At 33.9% G+C, this 19,821-nt stretch carries 18 protein-coding genes; 9 read left to right on the top strand and 9 right to left on the bottom strand.

The window, feature by feature from the left end; all coding sequences use genetic code 11:
* Positions 1 to 198: 198 nt before the first annotated feature.
* Complete coding sequence (locus tag AA089_RS16990; RefSeq protein WP_046758185.1) at positions 199 to 1,152, bottom strand: PhoH family protein; 954 nt, start codon at positions 1,150 to 1,152, stop codon at positions 199 to 201.
* A gap of 107 nt (positions 1,153 to 1,259) precedes the next feature.
* Here AA089_RS16990 and AA089_RS16985 point away from each other — a divergent pair, with 107 nt between their 5' ends.
* The 6 genes from AA089_RS16985 (at position 1,260) to dnaN (ending at position 6,983) form a co-directional block, all read left to right on the top strand.
* Positions 1,260 to 2,093: an SAM hydrolase/SAM-dependent halogenase family protein gene (locus tag AA089_RS16985; protein ID WP_046758184.1), complete on the top strand. Its 834-nt coding sequence runs from the start codon at positions 1,260 to 1,262 to the stop codon at positions 2,091 to 2,093.
* Positions 2,094 to 2,101: 8 nt separating this feature from the next.
* Complete coding sequence (locus AA089_RS16980; RefSeq protein ID WP_046758183.1) at positions 2,102 to 2,398, top strand: putative quinol monooxygenase; 297 nt, start codon at positions 2,102 to 2,104, stop codon at positions 2,396 to 2,398.
* Between the two features lie 46 nt (positions 2,399 to 2,444).
* Positions 2,445 to 3,260, top strand: coding sequence for a class I SAM-dependent methyltransferase (locus tag AA089_RS16975; protein WP_053002512.1), 816 nt, complete (start codon positions 2,445 to 2,447; stop codon positions 3,258 to 3,260).
* Positions 3,261 to 4,049, top strand: a complete 789-nt coding sequence (gldF, locus tag AA089_RS16970) for a gliding motility-associated ABC transporter permease subunit GldF (RefSeq protein WP_046758182.1) — start codon at positions 3,261 to 3,263, stop codon at positions 4,047 to 4,049. It abuts the gene before it with no gap.
* A 2-nt stretch (positions 4,050 to 4,051) separates the two neighbouring features.
* Entirely contained in the window at positions 4,052 to 5,713 is a 1,662-nt protein-coding gene (gene gldG, locus AA089_RS16965) for a gliding motility-associated ABC transporter substrate-binding protein GldG (RefSeq protein WP_046758181.1), read from the top strand.
* A gap of 151 nt (positions 5,714 to 5,864) precedes the next feature.
* A complete protein-coding gene (dnaN, locus tag AA089_RS16960) occupies positions 5,865 to 6,983 on the top strand; it encodes a DNA polymerase III subunit beta (RefSeq protein ID WP_046758180.1) in 1,119 nt (372 codons plus the stop codon).
* 178 nt (positions 6,984 to 7,161) lie between these two features.
* On the opposite strand, the gene AA089_RS16955 is transcribed toward dnaN, so the two are convergent.
* From AA089_RS16955 to AA089_RS16920, 7 genes are all read right to left on the bottom strand, one after another.
* Positions 7,162 to 7,500 carry a DUF4870 domain-containing protein gene (locus tag AA089_RS16955; RefSeq protein ID WP_046758179.1) on the bottom strand — a complete coding sequence of 113 codons (339 nt, stop codon included), beginning with the start codon at positions 7,498 to 7,500 and terminating at the stop codon, positions 7,162 to 7,164.
* 136 nt (positions 7,501 to 7,636) lie between these two features.
* Positions 7,637 to 8,074: a hypothetical protein gene (locus AA089_RS16950; protein WP_046758178.1), complete on the bottom strand. Its 438-nt coding sequence runs from the start codon at positions 8,072 to 8,074 to the stop codon at positions 7,637 to 7,639.
* A 385-nt stretch (positions 8,075 to 8,459) separates the two neighbouring features.
* Complete coding sequence (locus tag AA089_RS16945) at positions 8,460 to 9,089, bottom strand: hypothetical protein (RefSeq protein WP_046758177.1); 630 nt, start codon at positions 9,087 to 9,089, stop codon at positions 8,460 to 8,462.
* 117 nt (positions 9,090 to 9,206) lie between these two features.
* The gene (locus tag AA089_RS16940; RefSeq protein WP_046758176.1) at positions 9,207 to 9,545 is read right to left on the bottom strand and encodes a hypothetical protein; all 339 of its coding nucleotides are present in this window, start codon (positions 9,543 to 9,545) and stop codon (positions 9,207 to 9,209) included.
* Positions 9,538 to 9,882: a hypothetical protein gene (locus AA089_RS16935; protein WP_046758175.1), complete on the bottom strand. Its 345-nt coding sequence runs from the start codon at positions 9,880 to 9,882 to the stop codon at positions 9,538 to 9,540. Before AA089_RS16935 ends, AA089_RS16940 begins: the two co-directional genes overlap by 8 nt.
* A 462-nt stretch (positions 9,883 to 10,344) precedes the next feature.
* Positions 10,345 to 11,490 (bottom strand): acetylornithine deacetylase, encoded by a 1,146-nt coding sequence (argE, locus tag AA089_RS16925; RefSeq protein WP_046758173.1) that lies wholly within the window; start codon positions 11,488 to 11,490, stop codon positions 10,345 to 10,347.
* Positions 11,491 to 11,492: 2 nt separating this feature from the next.
* Complete coding sequence (locus AA089_RS16920; RefSeq protein WP_046758172.1) at positions 11,493 to 12,896, bottom strand: YfcC family protein; 1,404 nt, start codon at positions 12,894 to 12,896, stop codon at positions 11,493 to 11,495.
* A gap of 218 nt (positions 12,897 to 13,114) precedes the next feature.
* Here AA089_RS16920 and mnmE point away from each other — a divergent pair, with 218 nt between their 5' ends.
* The 3 genes from mnmE to AA089_RS16905 all read left to right on the top strand — a co-directional run bounded on the left by mnmE (position 13,115) and on the right by AA089_RS16905 (position 18,192).
* Positions 13,115 to 14,509 carry a tRNA uridine-5-carboxymethylaminomethyl(34) synthesis GTPase MnmE gene (gene mnmE, locus AA089_RS16915; protein ID WP_046758171.1) on the top strand — a complete coding sequence of 465 codons (1,395 nt, stop codon included), beginning with the start codon at positions 13,115 to 13,117 and terminating at the stop codon, positions 14,507 to 14,509.
* 200 nt (positions 14,510 to 14,709) lie between these two features.
* Positions 14,710 to 15,846: a serine hydrolase domain-containing protein gene (locus AA089_RS16910; protein WP_241480007.1), complete on the top strand. Its 1,137-nt coding sequence runs from the start codon at positions 14,710 to 14,712 to the stop codon at positions 15,844 to 15,846.
* Positions 15,847 to 15,966: 120 nt separating this feature from the next.
* Positions 15,967 to 18,192, top strand: coding sequence for a TonB-dependent receptor (locus AA089_RS16905; RefSeq protein ID WP_046758170.1), 2,226 nt, complete (start codon positions 15,967 to 15,969; stop codon positions 18,190 to 18,192).
* A 213-nt stretch (positions 18,193 to 18,405) separates the two neighbouring features.
* Here AA089_RS16905 and AA089_RS16900 read toward each other — a convergent pair whose 3' ends face one another.
* Complete coding sequence (locus tag AA089_RS16900; protein WP_046758169.1) at positions 18,406 to 19,653, bottom strand: NAD(P)/FAD-dependent oxidoreductase; 1,248 nt, start codon at positions 19,651 to 19,653, stop codon at positions 18,406 to 18,408.
* Positions 19,654 to 19,821: the final 168 nt, after the last annotated feature.

The raw sequence follows: 19,821 nt of genomic DNA, 5'->3' as shown, positions 1-19,821 counted from the left end.
TTTTGCAATTTTACATAAACTTTTAAACGAATATACTGCATTCATTGTTCAAGGTTCAAGGTTACTGCTTAGTACTTTCGTAATTCAGAATTCATAATTCATAATTCGTTATTCTTTATTCTTTATTCTTTATTCTTTATTCTTTATTCAAAAAAAAACATTTATAATTTAAAATTCAACATTTAGCATTCAACTTTCCTAATTCTGATGTTCAATACTTTTATACGCTTCAATTACTTTTTTGACTAATCTGTGACGAACCACATCTTTGTCATCCAAATAAATGATTCCAATACCTTTAATATCTTTTAAAACGAGTAATGCTTCTTTTAAACCAGAAATTACACGTCTTGGTAAATCTATCTGTCCAGGATCGCCCGTCAGCATAAATTTTGCATTTTTCCCCATACGCGTCAAAAACATCTTCATTTGCGCATGTGTTGTATTCTGTGCTTCATCCAAAATTACAAATGCATTATCCAGTGTACGACCTCGCATAAATGCCATTGGCGCAATTTGAATGGTTCCATCTTCAATGTATTTGGCTAATTTTTCTGGCGGAATCATATCGCGCAATGCATCATACAACGGTTGCATGTACGGATCTAGTTTTTCTTTTAAATCGCCCGGTAAAAAACCTAAACTTTCGCCCGCTTCTACCGCAGGACGCGTTAATATGATACGTCTTACTTCTTTATTCTTCAAAGCTCTTACCGCTAATGCAACTCCAGTATATGTTTTTCCTGTTCCTGCTGGACCAATAGCAAACACCATGTCGTTTTTGTTCATTAACTCAACTAACTTGCGTTGATTTGCCGTAATGGCTTTGATGAGTTTTCCATTAGTTCCGTGTACTATGGTTTCTCCGCTTGACGCAGAAGTGTCATAATCTTTAGCACTTTCGCTAGTTAAAACACGTTCAATAACGTTTTCATCAATTTTATTGTACTTGCCAAAGTGTTCCATTAACATCATCAGACGCTTATCAAACTCTTCTAATAAAGCTTCATCTCCGTAAGCTTTTATCTTGTTTCCTCTGGCTACAATTTTGAGTTTTGGGAAGTATTTCTTTAGTAATTCTATGTTGGTATTTTGATGCCCAAAAAACTCTCTTGGACTGATCTCAGAAAGTTCAAAAATAATTTCGTTCAAAAGCGACTCGTATTAAGGTTAGATTTCCGTTTTGTTTTTTTAGATTTGCATAACAAACTTACCATTTTTTAATAGATTTAACTTAAAAAAATATCAACAATTCGTCAATGGCAATTATAACACTGACAACTGATTTTGGGGAAAAAGACCATTTTGTGGGCGCAGTTAAAGGAGCTATATATAGTGAGCTAGAAGATATTCGTATTGTTGATATCTCGCATAGCATTAGTCCTTTTAACATCACAGAAGCTGCCTACGTTATTCAAAATGCGTTTAATAGTTTCCCAAAAGGAAGCATTCATCTTATTGGTATCGATTCTGAATTGAATCCTGAAAATAAGCATATTGCTTTGAAATTAGACGATCATTATTTTGTATGTGCCAATAACGGAATTATGAGTTTGATCGCTGCTGAGATCGTTCCTGAAAAAATTGTTGAGATCAATATTCACGATCGTATTGAAACAAATTTTCCCGTGTTAGATGTTTTTGTCAAAGTTGCTTGCCACATTGCACGCGGCGGAACATTAGAAGTGATCGGAAAAACAATTCCTGATATAAAACACCTAACAGGCATAAAACCTGTAGTAAATACCGATGAAACGCAAATTATCGGAAACGTGATTTATATTGACAATTATGGAAATGTTGTGACAAATATTACCCGAAAACTGTTTAGAGATGTTGGAAAAGGACGAAATTTTGAAATCTCGGCACGTAATTATAAATTTAAACGCATTCACGAACGCTACAGCGATAGTATCAATTTTACGGTAGAAAAACACAAACGTGAAGAAGATGGCAAAAAGTTAGCGTTGTTCAATTCTGGTAATTTTTTAGAATTGGCAATTTATAAAAGTAATCCGCAAACCGTTGGAAGTGCTTCTACGCTATTTGGCTTGCGATTTAGAGATACAATAACCATTAATTTTATATCCTAAAATAGTTTATGTTTGTACGAATTGTAAAAATGAGCTTTCACAAAGAAAATATTCCTGCATTTTTAGAAATGTTTGATGAAAAGAAAGCAGCTATTAAGAACCGAAAAGGTTGTGAATTTTTAGAATTATATCAAGATAAAACAAATCCTGAGATATTCTTTACTTACAGTCATTGGAATCATCCTGACGACTTGGAAGCGTATCGAAATTCAGATTTGTTCAAAAATGTTTGGAAACAAACCAAAGCAATGTTCAACGATAAACCTTTTGCATGGAGCGTTGATACATTGGTAAGTTTATCCTAAAAAAATACATTCATACATTCTAAAATAGAATGATTAGTAAAAAAATATGTTAAGATCATTATACTACAAATTATCGCCCAAACAACGATTATTACTGAGACGAGTAGTATATTTCCCTGTTGATCTTTTTCGGAAACGTCACGAACTCGAACCGCCAAAAGGATACGTATATACAGGTCCTGGAAATTATATTGAAATCGGCGAATTGTTCTTTGCATATTTTAAAACGTATGGAAATATTCAACCCAATAGCCGCATTTTGGACATTGGCTCAGGAATCGGTCGTATGGCAATTCCGTTTACAAAATTCTTAACTTCCGACGGAACATACGAAGGTTTTGATGTTGTAAAACAAGGTGTAGATTGGTGTACGGAACACATTTCGTCAAAATATCCAAACTTTCACTTTAAACATACACCGCTGAAAAATGATTTGTACAACCTAAATACAAATGAAGAAGCTAAAAATTTTATATTTCCGTATGAAAATAAAAGTTTCGATTTTGCGTTTCTAACATCAGTGTTTACACATATGATGCCTATTGACGTTTTGCATTATTTGGGAGAAATTCACAGAGTGTTGGACACTGAAAAAATATGTTTTGCAACGTTTTTTATTTTGGATGAAACGTCTAAAAAACAAATGCAAACTAGCAAGATGAATTTTAGTGTACAGCACGGAACATATGCGCTGATGGATGAAAAAGTAAAAGAAGCCAATGTTGCTTTTGATAAAGACTATATTTTTTCAGAGTTTGAAGCAAAAGGCTTTGAAATCCTTCACTTTTTTCCAGGGACTTGGTCAGGAAGAACTGAAAATACGCTATCATACCAAGACATTATTGTATTAAAAAAGAACTAAATGCTCGCCATACTTAGAAAAGAAATCAACTCGTTTTTTTCCTCGTCCATAGGATATTTGGTCATTGCTTTATTTTTAATCCTAAACGGATTGTTCTTATGGGTTTTTAAAAGTGACTTCAATATTTTCGATTACGGATTTGCAGATGTAACCCCATTTTTCACACTAGCACCTTGGATATTGATTTTTTTAATTCCTGCCATAACCATGCGAAGTTTCTCAGAAGAAAAACGCTTAGGAACGTTGGAATTATTACTGACTAAACCAATTTCAGGTTGGCACATTGTATTAGGAAAATATTTTGGTGCTTTTGTGTTGATTCTCGTGGCGCTCATTCCAACATTATTATATGTGTACACGGTCTATAGTTTAGGAAATCCTGTTGGGAATTTAGATGTCGGTAGTACACTTGGCTCCTACTTCGGATTGTTATTCTTAATTGCAGCATATACAAGTATTGGCGTATTTACATCTACGCTTTCGCAGAATCAAATTGTGGCATTTTTAATATCTGTTTTTATCTGCTTTTTCATGTTTTATGGATTTGATGGATTATCCTCTATAGATTTCTCTACAGGATTTAATAATTTAGTCACAACCATTGGAATGGATAGTCTTGGGAATGCTGATATATTTAGAAATATTAATGAAAACATTGATGGTTTGGGAATGAAAACACATTTTGACAGCATTGCGCGTGGCGTTATTGATACACGAGATGTTGTTTATTTTGTAAGTGTAACAATCTTCTTTTTATTCTTAACTGTAGTACAATTAAAAAAACGATAAGCTTGAAGAAACAACTCAATACTAGCACAAAAATTTTGCTACTTGTCGTAGTACTCATTATCGTGAATGCCATTGCAAGTAGTGTATTTACACGTTTCGATTTAACACAAGACAAACGGTATACACTTTCTGAAGCTTCCAAAAACACCATTACAAGTGTTAATTCTCCTATTATAATAGATGTATTTCTGAAAGGCGATTTTCCTTCAGATTACAAACGTTTGGCAACAGAAACCGAACAATTATTGGAAGAATTTGCCGCGTACAATTCAAACATAAAATATAAATTTATTGATCCAATTGAAGAAGGCGCAGAAGAATATTTAATCAATCTTGTTGGCATTCAACCAAAATACATTACAGAAGAAGCCACCAATAAAATTTCACGAGAACGTGTATTTCCGTGGGCAATAGCAACGCACAACAACAAATCAGTCAAAATTCCTCTGTACAAAAACAATTTGGCAAGTTCTGAAAGTGAAAAAATAGCAAGTTCCGTACAACATTTAGAATATGCCTTTACAGATGCTTTTACCAAACTTACGTTGATGGAAAAACAAACCATTGCGATTCTTAGAGGTCATGGCGAATTGGAAGATGTGTACATTACAAGTTTTTTGCAAACCTTAAAAGACTATTACAAAATTGCTCCTTTCGATTTAACAGCATTTCCAGACAATCCTGAAAAATCATTGGAAAACCTACAGCGTTTCGATTTGGCAATTGTTCCAAAACCAACAAAAGCCTTTACAGATGAAGAAAAATACATTTTAGATCAATATACCTTAAATGGTGGAAAATCCTTATGGTTGGTTGACAATGTTCAAGCCGAAATGGACAGTTTGTATAGTGCAAATGGCGAAACCTTAGCATTTCCTAGAGTTCTACGTTTGCGCGATTTATTTTTTCAATATGGAATTCGAATCAATTCAAAATTGGTAAATGATGTACAATGCGCACCTATCATGATGGCAGTTGGCGAAGGAAATGACACGCAGTTTTTACCAATTCAGTGGCGATACAATCCTTTGGTAAATCCTACGTTAAATCATCCGATTACAAACAATACAAATTTGGTGAAGTTCGAATTTGCCAATCAGATTGATACCTTAAAAAGTAGTACTGAAAAGACAATCTTACTAAAAAGTTCGCCATTGTCGAAGCTTGAAGGTGTGCCAAAACCAATTTCATTGTCTGTCATTGAAAATGAACCAAAAACCGAAACCTACCAAGGCAAAGGAAATCAGAATTTAGCAGTTTTAGTAGAAGGTACTTTTACCTCTATGTATACAAAAAGAATCAAACCTTTTCAATTGGAAACTCCAAAAGATGAAGGAATCTCTAAAATGTTAGTAATTGCTGACGGCGATGTAATTAAAAATCAAGTGACACGTGGACGACCACAAGAACTCGGTTTTGATATTGCCACAAAACGCCAATATGGAAACAAAGAATTCTTACTAAATTCAGTAAATTACCTTTTAGACAACAACGGACTTATAAACATTCGATCTAAAGAATTAAAATTAGCGTTCTTGGATACTGAAAAAGTACTGGAAGAAAAAACGTTTTGGCAAGCTATAAACATTGGACTTCCGCTAGTAATCCTTGCTATTTTCGGGTTCGCTTTTGCCTACATTAGAAAACGGAAGTACACGAAATAGTTGTTAATAAGTTTCTTTCCATTACAACGACTTTTGAAATATATTTGTAGGAATACAAAAAAGTGAATTCCATAATACAATTTAGCCATCGAAAAGCTATGTATTTTAGTTTGGAAGCATTATTTTTGAACTTTAAATAGAACACAAACACATGAAATTTATTGTATCCAGCACCTATTTATTAAAACAGCTTCAAGTTTTAGGAGGCGTTATTAATAATAGCAATACCTTACCTATTTTAGATAACTTTCTTTTTGAATTGAATCAAAACGAACTTACGGTATCAGCTTCTGATTTAGAAACTACGATGTCTTCAAAATTAGACGTAGAATCTGATAGCGAAGGAAGTGTTGCCGTTCCTGCAAAGTTATTATTAGATACTTTAAAAACGTTTCCAGAACAACCATTAACGTTTGTTGTGGAAGATAACAATACGGTTGAAATTAGCTCAAATCACGGTAAATATGCCTTAGCATACGCCGATGGCGCTGAGTTTCCACATGCTGTCGAATTAAAAGATCCAAGCGCAACAACGATTGCAGGACATGTTTTAGCAACTGCAATTAGCAAAACCATTTTTGCTTCAGGAAACGATGATTTACGTCCAGTGATGAGTGGTGTATTTTTCCAGTTTTCACAAGACAATTTAACGTTTGTTGCAACTGACGCACACAAATTGGTAAAATACCAACGTACCGATTTAAGCGCTTCTCAAGTTGCTGAATTTATCATGCCAAAGAAACCATTAACCTTGTTAAAAGGAATTTTGGGCGGAAGCGAAGACGAAGTTACGATTGAATATAATGATAGTAACGCAAAATTTACGTTTGACAATACGGTGTTAATTTGTCGCTTGATTGACGGGAAATATCCTAACTACGAAGCGGTAATTCCAAAGGAAAATCCAAATAAGTTAGAAATCAACAGAAATCAATTTTTAAACTCGGTTCGTCGTGTTAGTATTTTCTCTAACAAAACGACACACCAAATTCGTTTAAAAATCGCTGGTGCGGAATTAAACATTTCTGCGGAAGATATTGATTACTCAAACAAAGCCGAAGAGCGCTTAACATGTGATTATCAAGGAGATGATATGCAAATTGGGTTCAACTCGCGTTTCTTAACGGAAATGATTAACAACTTAGGTTCTGATGATGTTTCATTAGAAATGTCGTTACCAAACCGTGCAGGAATCTTAACGCCAATTGATGGTTTAGAAGAAGGCGAACACATTACAATGTTGGTGATGCCAGTAATGTTGAATAATTAATTAGTACGCTACGCTTTTGGGTATTAGCTGTTAGGCATTAGTATCAAATCCTAAAATAATAAGAAATAATTCTACATAGAAAAAGCCGTTACACGATTTTGTAACGGCTTTTATTTTTTATAATTCAAGCTAGTATTCTCAATACTCAATACTAATATCTCACTACTAATACTAACTACTATAATAAATTTAATGTCATTGGATAATAAGGTTCGTTTCCATTACTTACTTTAACAGCATTAATAATTGGCATAATAAATAATAAAACACAAACAGTAAGTAGTAATAATAATCCTAAACCGAAAAATAAAATTAACGGAATTGAAGCAATTGTATATATAAGCATGCTCAATTGAAAGTTTACAATTTGCTTTCCTTGTTCGTCCATTTCATACACATCATTTTTGTTGCAAGCCCAAAGAATTAGTGGAACTATTAAGCTTCCAAAACCTAACACAAAACTTGATAATTGACTTAAATGTGTAATAACTATTAATTGATTGTCTTTTCTTCTCATGATCGTAAATGTTTTTGATTGATGTATATAGGACGTAGAAACATACTATTTGTTACACTTTTTTTTCCGTGTTTGGAAAGCTTTTAAAAAAAGATAGAAAATCGATACGCCATTGGATAGTAGATTACTAACGTAATTACAGATAATTGAAGAATAGTTCAATAAGAATACCAAGCACAAAACTTAATACAGCTGCAATATGAGATAAACGTTTTAATTTGAACGTATTCGCAAATGCTAACCATAAACATAACAAAGCACAAATCGATAAAATTATTGTTCCGTATAATGGTACTATGCTGTTAAAAAGCCCTATTTGATTGAAAAAAGGGTCTAATAAAGCAGTAAATCCAAAAAGTGCCAAAGTAAAATTCGTTTTTTTATGACCTATAAAAAGGTAATAACTTGCAATTAATAGCTCTACACTTATTGCTAAAGGACCAAATTGATTATAATATGCTCTTTTAAAATATGCTTCGAATCCTTGAGGAAATTCAATCTTTGATATAAATGCAACACTTAAAGCAAATCCAATAATCAAAAGCAATGATGAAATAATTTTTCTTTTTTTCATAAGTCGTTTCTAAATATTTGCCAACGTGTTTATGAATGATTACGTTGCGTGGTTAAGGAACTAATTTAGTAAACAAATACGAACTCGTGAAAATTCCTAACGAATTTATAGATAAGTACTTGCCAAAGCAATAAACTCTATGCGGTGTTAGCACGTATGTATTCTGTAAAATATTCTCCGCATTTCTTTCTGTCAATTCTCTTTTAGGAAATATTTTGTTCAGCAGTTCTCTATTCAAAATCAGATAAATAATTAGTGAAATCAGAAATATTGAATCAAATTCAATTAGCTTAATTCCGAACAATATGTTTGAATAAAAAATGTCACTCTGATTTATAATTCCGAGAGTCGAAGTCAAGCTGGATATACAAATAGTTTTTATTAGTTAAGTTTTATATACATTAGTATGTATTCGGTTTATAATTTCGAATCCCAAATATTCTTTCAGTTTTGGAAATCTATATCTATAATATTCATTCCAATAGCTTATCATTCTACTTTCTGTCTGTTGCCAATATTTTGGATTTTCATCTCTAAATTCAGCATAAAAGTTCAGCGTTTTATCATTTATTTTTTTGTCAATAATTGGCAGTAATTCATAAACATATTCTCCGATTAATTGAATTACAAAAGGAATTGCCCATTTCTCCAAATTATCAGATAATAATCTCAATCTTTTTTCTCTCAAATATCCATTATGATGTCGCAAATAAATACAATTCAAAATATCTTTTTGTTTGTTGGTCAGACTCTTCTCTAATGCTGATTTTGGTTCGTCAAAATAAAGCCTGAAAGGAATTGTCAGAGTTTCATTGTCAAGTACTACATCTAACTCATTTTCGTGAATCAAATTGTCAACTTGGTGCATTGTTCCGTCAAAGAGCTTTGCTTTATTATTGTCAAATGGAATGATCTTTAAAACTTCGCTTAAATCCGCATGCAATTTTTTCGGGAAAGCTTTGGTAAGCCTTTCCTCATAGTCAGATTTTATATTTCGGTTAAATATCTTTGGCATTTCGGTTTTCTCAAATAATGAATAACGGTTCTATGAGTAGTTGCGTAGTTAAAGAACTAATTTAGTAAACAAATACGAACTCGTGAAAATTCTGAAGGAATTAATATATACTCAATATCATTCACTGACTTTATTATTCCATTTTTCTATTAAAAGAAGTGAAAATATTACAATTCCAAGCAAAGGATAAAATAAAGATGCAATGCAAGTCAGTACGACATAATTCAATTTGTGTTTTCTAAAGTCAATTACTATTAAAATAACAATGATTATACGAATTAGATAGTCAATATATGTTGGCAAAGTATTTATAAATGAATATAATTCATAATCATTAGAACTCATACTTCCTTTTTGCATAATAATTGGCTGAATATAAATCCAAACCATTTCAATAATCGACCACAGAATTGAAAGAATGATATACTTATTCAAAATTTTCAAAAGTCTATTCATTAAGTTCAATTTTAGTTTGACAAACTTTAGTGCTAGCAACTGTTAATAGAAATAAAACCACACCTACAAACGCAGAGAAAAAAGTCATTAGTAGAATTAGAGGTGAATTTATTTTTTCAGTTCTCATATCTTTTGCTAATAGAATGATGAAACCTATATTGACTAAATATTCAATTCCATTACTCAAAAAGCCACCACTTAAAGTTGAAATTCCGCCATCAGGTAATTCAGTGGTTAATACGTCTGGAAATGCAATTAAAATTAATCCAGCCAAAATTCGGGAAAGAACTAATCCGATAATTAGTAGTAAAGAATATTTTTTTATAAAATCAATCATATTATTGGTTAGTAGGATGTTTCTTTAGCTTGTACATAACGGTTTTGTGTATCAAAAAGTTGGGAAATTGTATGTGATACTTTTCGGATTAAACTACGAGCTATACTTTTAATTTTCTATTTTATCTTTTAATGCTAAAATACTAAAATTAAAAATATCGCGGTCTTTGAAAATACAAAATAAACTCTTACTAAAGTCAAAATCGTCCTATTTTTATAAGCAATGATGTTATTAGTTTTTTCCGCACGAGCCGCTTATTTCTTAATTGTTCTAATACACATAAAAGCTGGAAAACCCGCTAGCTGTTAAAGGTGCAATACAATCGTGTTGTGGTCTTTTATAACTATTGATTTCAATTGGACTTCCAAAGTTTGACCAAATACCTAAGACAATTAAAAAACTTCCTGCTATATTCCGAAAAAGGAAAAAATAGGAACATCCAAACTGAATATCAAACACAGCTTAACTTAGCTCCATTATGAGTTTTTCTAACATAACCACACAACTATCCAATTGTTCTTGCGTGACAAATTCATTCGCACGATGTGCTTGTTCTATACTTCCTGGACCACAAATGATACTTTCATATCCGGCTTCATGAAATTGTCCTGCTTCTGCTGCATACGCAACAGTTTCCCATTTATAATTTTCTGTCAATTTTTGCACCAAACCAACAATACTATCTGTTTCTTTCGTGTCTAATGCAGGAACTGGCGGATGAATTAATGTGTTACTGATCTTAAAATCGGCAAACTTTTTCCGAACTTCTACTTCTCTTTCCGCACAGAAAGCAAAATATTCTTCAAATACTTGATGAATATTGTCTTTTGGAATCACACGAATATCCCATTCAAAACTGCAATAATCTGCAACAATATTGGTCGCTACGCCACCTTGAATTTGTCCAACATGAATGGTAGAATGTGGCGGATCAAATCGATCATCCACAGAAGTGTTCGCCATTGTTTTCATTTTATTTTCCAGCCACACCATCAAACGTGTACTTTCATGAATGGCACTAATTTCCTTATGAATTCCGCTACTATGACCTGCCGAACCATTGACTTCCGTTTTTACATAACAAATTCCTTTTTTACCAATAACAGGTTGCAACAAACTCGGTTCGCCAATAATGGCGTATGTTGGCGTTTCATCGTATGTTTTTTTGATGTGTTTTATTAAATCAGGAGCTGCCAAACAACCGATTTCTTCATCATAACTAAATGCAAAATAGATTGGTTTTTTTAAGTCAGCCTTTATCATTGTTGGTAAAACAGCCAAACAACACGCTACAAAACCTTTCATGTCAGCACTTCCACGTGCGTAAAGTTTACCATTTTTTTCAGTTAAGGTAAAAGGATCTGTATGCCAAACTTGCCCTTTTACGGGTACAACGTCAGTATGACCAGAAAGGATGACGCCTCCATCAACCGCAGGACCAATTCTACAGTGCAACGAAGCTTTGGTATTTTCTTCATTTGGAACCAATGTTGTGGTAATTCCATGCGATTCTATATATGTTTGAATCCAATGAATAATACTCAAATTACTTTCGCCGCCCAAGACAGGAAAACTTACCAAATGACTCAATATCGTAGTTACGTTCATAGTTACTGATAGCTTGTTAATACTGCTATTACGAGTGTGATTGTTGAAAAAATAAAAATTGTGATGGCAACTGGAAAAATAAATCGAAACCAGCGATCTATAGAAACTCGACACATACTTAACATGGCGATTAATCCGCCAAGTGTAGGATTGATCAAGTTAGAAACTCCATCTCCAATTTGAAACGCTAAGATAGTGGTTTGACGCGTTAATCCGATGACTTCTCCTGAAGGAATCATTACAGGTAACGTTGCCAACGCTTGTCCGCTTCCAGATGGAATGAAAAAGTTAATAAAACTTTGTGACAATGCCATACCAACAGCAGATACGTATAACGGCAAATCTTTTAACAATTCTGACAATTGAAATGAAATCGTATCACTAATATGACCCATTTCTAACAATACTTTTATCGTCGTTGCAAAACCTACCATAAATGCTCCTGGTGCAACATAAGCAACTGATTTTAATAGTGTTTCACTAAATACCGTTGTATTCATTTTTCCGATAATTCCTGCAGCAACAGCAACCATCAAAAATACGGCTGAAATTTCGTTGAGATACCATTTTAGGTTGAAAACACCATACAATATGGCAGCCAAACCAATTACAAATACAGAAATGACAAGCCAATTATTTGTAGTTATTTTATATGCTGAAATAGGTTTTGATAACGAAATTCCATCAATATTTAAACCTTTACCGAGACTTTTTTCTGGATTTTCAGTAATTTTTTTTAAATACCTAACATTGTAAAAAGCCAAAAAACTAAGTGCAGAAAAACACAATATACTTCGTAACAAAGCTCCTGAAAATAAAGGAAGTTCTGCTATTTTATGTCCAACACCAACCGTATACGGGTTAATGGGCGAAAGTCCAAAACCAATGGTAATAGCGCCAACAGAAATTCCAGCTGCTAACAATAAATCGCCACCAAGTGCCAACGCTACTACTGCCGCAATCGGAACCATTGCAATATTATGTTCATACCCAACAAAAACACCGAGCGCTCCATAAATGAACGTCATAATGACCACCGCTAGGTACTTTCTTTCTTGTCCAAGTATTTTCACAAACGTACCAACTGCATTTTCAATAGCTTTTGTACGTTCCATGATTCCAAACATAATTCCGCCAGCAAAAACAACAAACATCACTTCTATCGCGGCTTTAAAACCTAATGGAATCGCTTTAAACATGTCTAAAAAACCAATAGGTGTATTTGGAATGGTTGTATACGAATTTGGAATCACACGATTGCGACCATCAAGTAACATCCGTTTAAATTCTCCCGCAGGAATAATATAGGAAAGTATCGTTACAAAAACGATGATTAAAAATATGATCACTACCGCATGCGGAATGTGTTCATACCATTTCTTTTTTGGTTGTATGCTTGTATTCAATGGACTTGGCTATGTTTGATAAAAAATAAAGCGTAATGTACTCAAAAACTCAAATACTTTTGATTATTCAAGGAAATAAAAAAAGGCTACGCTAGATTTTAAGCTGCAATTTTTTGAAATTTGTACGTCCTAATGTCTAACAACGAAGCGACCAAAAACCTAACATCAAAAACTTATGAAACCAAACATATTTCCTACTTTTGCACAAATTAGTTGATATGATTCCAAATGATACAATTGTCGCGCTGGCAACACCTTCTGGCGCTGGTGCAATTTCTGTAATTCGCGTTTCAGGAAAAGATGCAATTACGATTTGTGAACCGCTTTTTAAATCCATTCGAAATAAAAAGTTGAGCAAACAAAAATCACATACGATACATTTAGGACATATCATTGATGAAGATCGTTATTTGGATGAGGTTTTAGTTTCGTTATTTAAAGGACCAAACTCGTATACAGGCGAAAATACGATTGAAATTTCCTGTCATGGTTCTGTGTACATTCAGCAACAAATTATTCAATTACTATTGCGAAATGGCTGTAGAAACGCCAATGCAGGAGAATTTACGTTGCGTTCATTCCTTAATGGAAAACTCGATTTATCACAAGCGGAAGCTGTCGCAGATTTAATTGCGAGTGACTCAGAAGCATCACACCAATTGGCAATGCAGCAAATGCGAGGCGGGTTTAGTAATGAAATCAAAAACTTGCGTGAAGAACTCTTAAACTTTGCTTCGTTGATAGAATTGGAACTCGATTTTGCAGAAGAAGATGTCGAATTTGCCGATCGTACACAATTTAAAACCTTGGTAAAACGTATTCAATTTGTCTTAAAACGCTTAATTGATTCCTTTGCGGTTGGAAACGTGATCAAAAACGGAATTCCTGTGGCAATTGTTGGCGAACCAAATGTTGGGAAATCTACATTATTAAATGCGTTGTTAAATGAAGAACGTGCAATTGTATCAGACATTGCAGGAACCACGCGTGATACCATTGAAGACGAATTGGTCATTGATGGAATCTCATTCCGATTCATTGATACCGCTGGAATTAGAGAAACGAAAGATGTCGTAGAAAGTATTGGAATTCAAAAAACATTTGAAAAAATAGAACAAGCACAAGTTGTCATTTACTTGTTTGACGCTTCACTCCTATCAAACGACATAGAAAAGTCAAAACTTATGTTGCAGGAAATTCATAAACTTCAAAATAAATTTCCGCAAAAACCGATTGTAATCATTGCGAACAAAATTGACAAAGGCGATACTACTTTCATCAAAAATACCTTCGAATTTGACAACCTATTATTGCTTTCTGCCAAAGAAAACATTGGTGTCGACGATTTAAAAAACAAGCTTGTTTCCTTTGTAAATACTGGCGCTTTACGTAATAATGAAACCATCATTACCAACACACGTCATTACGATGCTTTACTAAAAGCCTTGGAAGAAATTGACAAAGTACATTACGGTTTGGAATCTGGTTTATCAGGCGACTTAATGGCAATTGATATTCGCCAAGCCTTGTATCATTTCGGAGAAATCACAGGCGAAATTACCAGTGATGATTTATTGGGAAATATCTTTGCGAATTTTTGTATTGGAAAGTAATCTACATGTCGTAAAATACCGTCAATTCGCCAAAAACAATTCATCCATCTAATTTTACCGTTCGGTAGCTACTACTTTTATATGTGTACATGATGAAAGATATTTGCTGCATCAATCAAATTAAACATGAAACGCATAGCCATTCATGAATATAATTGTAAAATAACTACATTTATAGAATCTATCATAATCAACAAATCATGAATACAATACGAATCATAGCAATCCTATTTTTCTGTTCATGTGTAAGTTTTGGACAGCAATCCATTGAAACAGCGCTTTCAAAACTATGCAAAGCTGAATTGGAAAAAGAATCCATTCACAATGTATATCTACAGGTCTTTTCTGAATCAAAAACAATTGATTTCCAATATGTTGCTGGAAAATTTAAAAATGGAAAAACTATTACAAATAGCAATCCTTTTTACGTAGCAAGTATTGGAAAAACGTTTACAGCAACGGCAATTGGAATGTTAACAGATCAAGGAAAACTACAATTTGAAGATAAAATTAGTGCACATTTACCAAAAGAAATCATACACAAACTACACATTTTTAAAGGTGTTGACTATTCAAATGAAATTACCATTGCACAACTCTTGCAACATACATCTGGTTTGCCCGATTATTTTGAAGACACTACTGTAGATGGCTCGCCAAACATGATCAATCAGCTTTTTATAGATACTTCTAAAACATGGAAACCGAAAGAATTAATCGCGTTTTCAAAACAAAAAATGACACCTCTTTTTCCGCCTGGAAAAGGCTATCATTATACAGATACAGAATATGTATTGTTAGGTTTAATTATTGAAAACGTAAGCGGTTTGGACTTGCACGAGTTTTTCAAACAAAACATTTTTGAACCGTTGGAAATACAACATACGTATATGAATCTAAAATCAACGCCCATAAAAGAAACTGCACAAATGGCAGAAATGTATGCAAGTACGTATGAAATTTCAACTTTCAAAAGTCTAAGTGCTGATTGGGCTGGTGGCGGCATTGTTGCTACCACAAATGATCTCATCACGTTTCAAAAAGCACTAAACAATGGAAAACTCGTCAAAAAAGAAACGTTTCAAGCAATGCAAAACTGGACGCCAGAAACGTTAGGAATGGAATATGGTTTTGGACTCCGAAAAGTAATTTTAAACGAATTAGACAAAAGTCTGCCAAAACTAGAACTTATTGGACATTCAGGAAGTACGGCTTCATTTCTATATTACTGCCCAAATTTAGATGTGTATATTTCTGGAACACTCAATCAAACGGAAGCTACGAGAGATTCTTTAGTGTTCATTGCTAAAATTTTAGTAGCGATTCAGCAAAACTAAACAGGAAATTCAATATTAAGTATTTGTAAATCAATTATATAAAAATAATTTTAAAAAAACATAAAACCACAATTTCAATTCTTGCGTATATAAAAGCAAATCAATCAATTTTACATCACAATGATTTTTAAACGATTTATTGCAGTTATAGCCATCTGCTGCATTTCATTACACGCTTCCGCACAATCAATTTCAGGATTCATAACTGATGCTTTCGAAATTCCTATTCCAGAAGCACAAATCCACAATCAACAAAATAAAAAACATACCCATAGCGATGACTATGGAAAATTTCTATTAGAAAATGTTTCGGTGGGCGATACACTACGAATCTCACACATCGGATATCAAACACAATATATTGTTGTTGCTAAACTTTCGCAAGAATTGAATATATTTTTGGAGAAAAAATCAATCTCTCTAAATGAAGTTGTCATCACACCTGAATTAGACGCATTACATGTAATTAGTGATATCAACATTCAGGTAAATCCTGTAAATTCTTCGCAAGAAGTATTGCAACAAGTTCCTGGATTATTTATTGGGCAACACGCTGGTGGCGGAAAAGCAGAACAAATTTTTCTTCGCGGATTCGATATCGATCACGGAACTGATATTACCATCACAGCCGACGGAATTCCCGTAAATATGGTTTCGCACGCGCACGGACAAGGATATGCCGATTTGCACTTTCTCATTCCTGAAACGTTGGATAAAATCGATTTTGGAAAAGGTCCATACTATGCAAATCAAGGAAACTTCAATACGGCTGGTTATGTAGATTTCAAAACGAAAAAACGTTTAAAAGAAAGTACAATCAAGCTAGAAGCTGGACAATTTGATACTTTCAGAATGTTGGGAATGTTTAATGTACTAAACACGGCAAATCATACAGCATACGTAGCTACGGAATACTTGGCAACTGACGGACCTTTTGAAAGTCCACAAAACTTTAGTCGCTTCAATATCTTCGGAAAATACACAGCTTCACTTTCTGAAAATGATAACATTGGCATTACACTTTCACACTTTGAAAGTACGTGGGACGCATCAGGTCAAATTCCTGTACGTGCTGTAAATAGTGGATTCATCAGTCGTTTTGGAGCCATTGATGATACTGAAGGTGGTACCACAAGTAGAACTAATTTCCTATTCAATTATGACAAAAAGCTTTCGCCAAGAGCTACAATCAAAAACAGTTTCTATTACAGTACATACGATTTCAAGCTCTACTCAAACTTCACATTTTTCTTAGAAGATCCTATCAATGGAGATCAAATAAAGCAACAAGAAGACAGAGCATTATTTGGATTTAAAAGTGAATATACGCGTGCATTTTCAACAACTTCACTTGATGGCGAATGGACAGCAGGAATCAGTTTGCGAAAAGATCAAAGTAACAACAATGAACTTTCAAGAACCTTGAATCGTCGTGAAACGCTTGAGCAAATTCAATTTGGAGATATTGACGAAACGAACATTGGTGCTTATGTAAATGCTATATTCGAATTTGGAAAATGGACGATCAATCCTGCATTACGAGTAGATTATTTCGATTTCAAATACAATGACTTTTTACAAACAAACTACGAAACACAATCGCAAAACGAAGCCATTCTAAGTCCAAAACTGAACTTTTTATACAATCATTCTGACAATTTACAAGCATACATAAAAACGGGAAAAGGCTTTCATTCCAACGATACGCGTGTTGTGATTGCTCAAAATGGAAAAGAAATATTACCTGCAGCGTATGGTTTTGATGTTGGATTCATTTGGAAACCGATTCCTGAATTGGTTGTAAATACTGCCTATTGGCAATTATTCTTAGAACAAGAATTTGTATATGTAGGCGATGCGGGAATTGTAGAACCAAGCGGGAAAACTCGCCGACAAGGAATTGATTTGAGCCTTCGTTACCAGCCATTTCAATGGTTATTTTGGAATGTAGACACCAATTACACACATGCACGTTCTTCGGAAGAACCAAGTGGACAAGATTTTATTCCGCTTGCGCCAGATTTTACACTTACAAGTGGTTTCACGGTGCAATTTGAAAATGGTTTCTTTGGTGGAATTGATCTCAAACACATCAAGGACAGACCTGCAAATGAGGATAATTCTATTGTAGCAGAAGGCTATTCGGTTTTTGATTTGAATATTGGTTACAATTGGGAAAAGGTAAGTGTTGGAATTCAAATTCAGAACCTATTTGATACCGAATGGAACGAAACACAGTTTGCTACGGAATCACGTTTACAAAATGAAACACAATCCACAGAAGAAATTCATTTCACACCTGGAACGCCTTTCTTTGCGAAAGCGAGTGTTGTGTATCGGTTTTAGGTACTAGGTTCTGGGTATTGGGTATTGGGTATTGGGTATTGGGTTTTGGGTCTTTGGTTTTGGGAATTTATCATTAAAACAAAAATTTATGAAGTCAAACTAACTGAAAATTAGCTTTTTGTGAGATGCTGAATCAAGTTCAGCATGACGTCTTTTTTAACTTCAAACCGTCTAAGAGCAAAGCGATACCAACAATCCAACAGCAAAGCAAGTCTAACCAAACCGTTCCACTTCAAAACCATCTAATTTTATTGAAAGTGGCTTCTCGCCTATTAATTCACTAACCAATTTTCCCGTAGCTGGTCCCAAACTCCAACCCATCATCGCGTGACCTGTAGCAATTGTAAGATTCTTGTAATATTTCGTTTTTCCGATATATGGCAAACCATCTGGGGAACACGGACGCAATCCGCAAGCTGCGTTTGCAATCGCGGCTTCTGGGATTTCTAATTCATTATAATAGTTTTTGGCAGCGTTTGCAATCGCGTTGACACGTTTTGGGTTAATCGTATGATTGATACCTCCTATTTCCATCGTTCCAGCAAATCGTGTAAAACCGTGCATTGGTGTAACCGCTACTTTGGCTTCCGCTAGAATTGCAGGCATGGTAATTTTTGTATCGTTTAAAACGTCAATTCGATAGCCTTTTCCAGCTTGAAGCGGAATGTTTATATTTAGTTTTTTTGCTAAAACAGCACTCCATGAACCTGCTGAAAGTACAAATTCATCTGCTTTTATCGTTCGTTTTTCAGTTTCAATCGAAACAACTTTTCCATCAGAAACATGCAAATTTGTAATCGCTTCGTTCGTGTAAAACTCAACACCATTTTCTTTTAAAAAAGTAATCATTTGCGACATAAAATTCGTCGGAGTCATATGCGCATCCGAATCATAATACACAGCTCCTTTGATATTGAAATCAATATTGGGTTCTAAGGTTTTGACTTCTTCTTTTGTTAAATTTTGAACCTTCAAACCTTCTTGAATAGCACGCTTGCCCATGTTCCACTCTGCTTCGCCTACTTTATCTGTTTGGTAACACATTAATAAACCTTTACGTTCCAAATGAAAATCAAAATCGTCTGAATTGTGCATTTCTGTATACAATTCACGACTTAATATATTGATATCTTTAATAATAGGAATTGATTTCTCTACATGTTTTGCTGTAGCAGATTTTTTAAACAACCATGACCATTTTAGGAAATCAGCGTCTAATCTTGGTTTTACGTAAAAAGGACTTGACGAATTGAGCATCCATTTCAAACCTTTGGAAATCATGCCAGGTGCTGCCAATGGAATTATATGACTTGGCGTGATATAACCAGCGTTTACAAAAGAAGCGCCGCTAGACAAATCGCTTTTATCCACAATCATAACTTGGTGTCCATTTTGCTGTAAATAATACGCACAACAGAGTCCAATAATGCCTCCACCAATAATTATGACTTCTTTTTTCAATTCACTTGAATTTTATTTTTCATTCCTGCGCAGGCAGGAATCTAACATTGCTTATGATTATGTGAAGCTGAATCAAGTTCAGCTTGACGTGTTTTCTATTTCAATCGTCACTTCGAGTGATTTCTGAAAGAAATTGTATCGAGAAGTATTTTGATTTCAAAGAACACT

Origin of the sequence: Kordia jejudonensis (genome assembly GCF_001005315.1) — a bacterium.
Classification (GTDB): Bacteria; Bacteroidota; Bacteroidia; order Flavobacteriales; family Flavobacteriaceae; genus Kordia; species Kordia jejudonensis.
Note: the sequence above shows the minus strand (reverse complement) of the source record. Positions and strands in the feature narration are given on the sequence as shown.

Bases quoted from the DNA above. Each gene is read 5' to 3' on its own strand.
- AA089_RS16985 (WP_046758184.1), top strand. From the start codon at position 1,260: ATGGCAATTATAACACTGACAACTGATTTTGGGGAAAAAGACCATTTT.
- AA089_RS16980 (WP_046758183.1), top strand. From the start codon at position 2,102: ATGTTTGTACGAATTGTAAAAATGAGCTTTCACAAAGAAAATATTCCT.
- AA089_RS16975 (WP_053002512.1), top strand. From the start codon at position 2,445: ATGTTAAGATCATTATACTACAAATTATCGCCCAAACAACGATTATTA.
- gldF (WP_046758182.1), top strand. From the start codon at position 3,261: ATGCTCGCCATACTTAGAAAAGAAATCAACTCGTTTTTTTCCTCGTCC.
- dnaN (WP_046758180.1), top strand. From the start codon at position 5,865: ATGAAATTTATTGTATCCAGCACCTATTTATTAAAACAGCTTCAAGTT.
- AA089_RS16955 (WP_046758179.1), bottom strand. From the start codon at position 7,500: ATGAGAAGAAAAGACAATCAATTAATAGTTATTACACATTTAAGTCAA.
- AA089_RS16950 (WP_046758178.1), bottom strand. From the start codon at position 8,074: ATGAAAAAAAGAAAAATTATTTCATCATTGCTTTTGATTATTGGATTT.
- AA089_RS16945 (WP_046758177.1), bottom strand. From the start codon at position 9,089: ATGCCAAAGATATTTAACCGAAATATAAAATCTGACTATGAGGAAAGG.
- AA089_RS16940 (WP_046758176.1), bottom strand. From the start codon at position 9,545: ATGAATAGACTTTTGAAAATTTTGAATAAGTATATCATTCTTTCAATT.
- AA089_RS16935 (WP_046758175.1), bottom strand. From the start codon at position 9,882: ATGATTGATTTTATAAAAAAATATTCTTTACTACTAATTATCGGATTA.
- argE (WP_046758173.1), bottom strand. From the start codon at position 11,490: ATGAACGTAACTACGATATTGAGTCATTTGGTAAGTTTTCCTGTCTTG.
- mnmE (WP_046758171.1), top strand. From the start codon at position 13,115: ATGATTCCAAATGATACAATTGTCGCGCTGGCAACACCTTCTGGCGCT.
- AA089_RS16910 (WP_241480007.1), top strand. From the start codon at position 14,710: ATGAATACAATACGAATCATAGCAATCCTATTTTTCTGTTCATGTGTA.
- AA089_RS16905 (WP_046758170.1), top strand. From the start codon at position 15,967: ATGATTTTTAAACGATTTATTGCAGTTATAGCCATCTGCTGCATTTCA.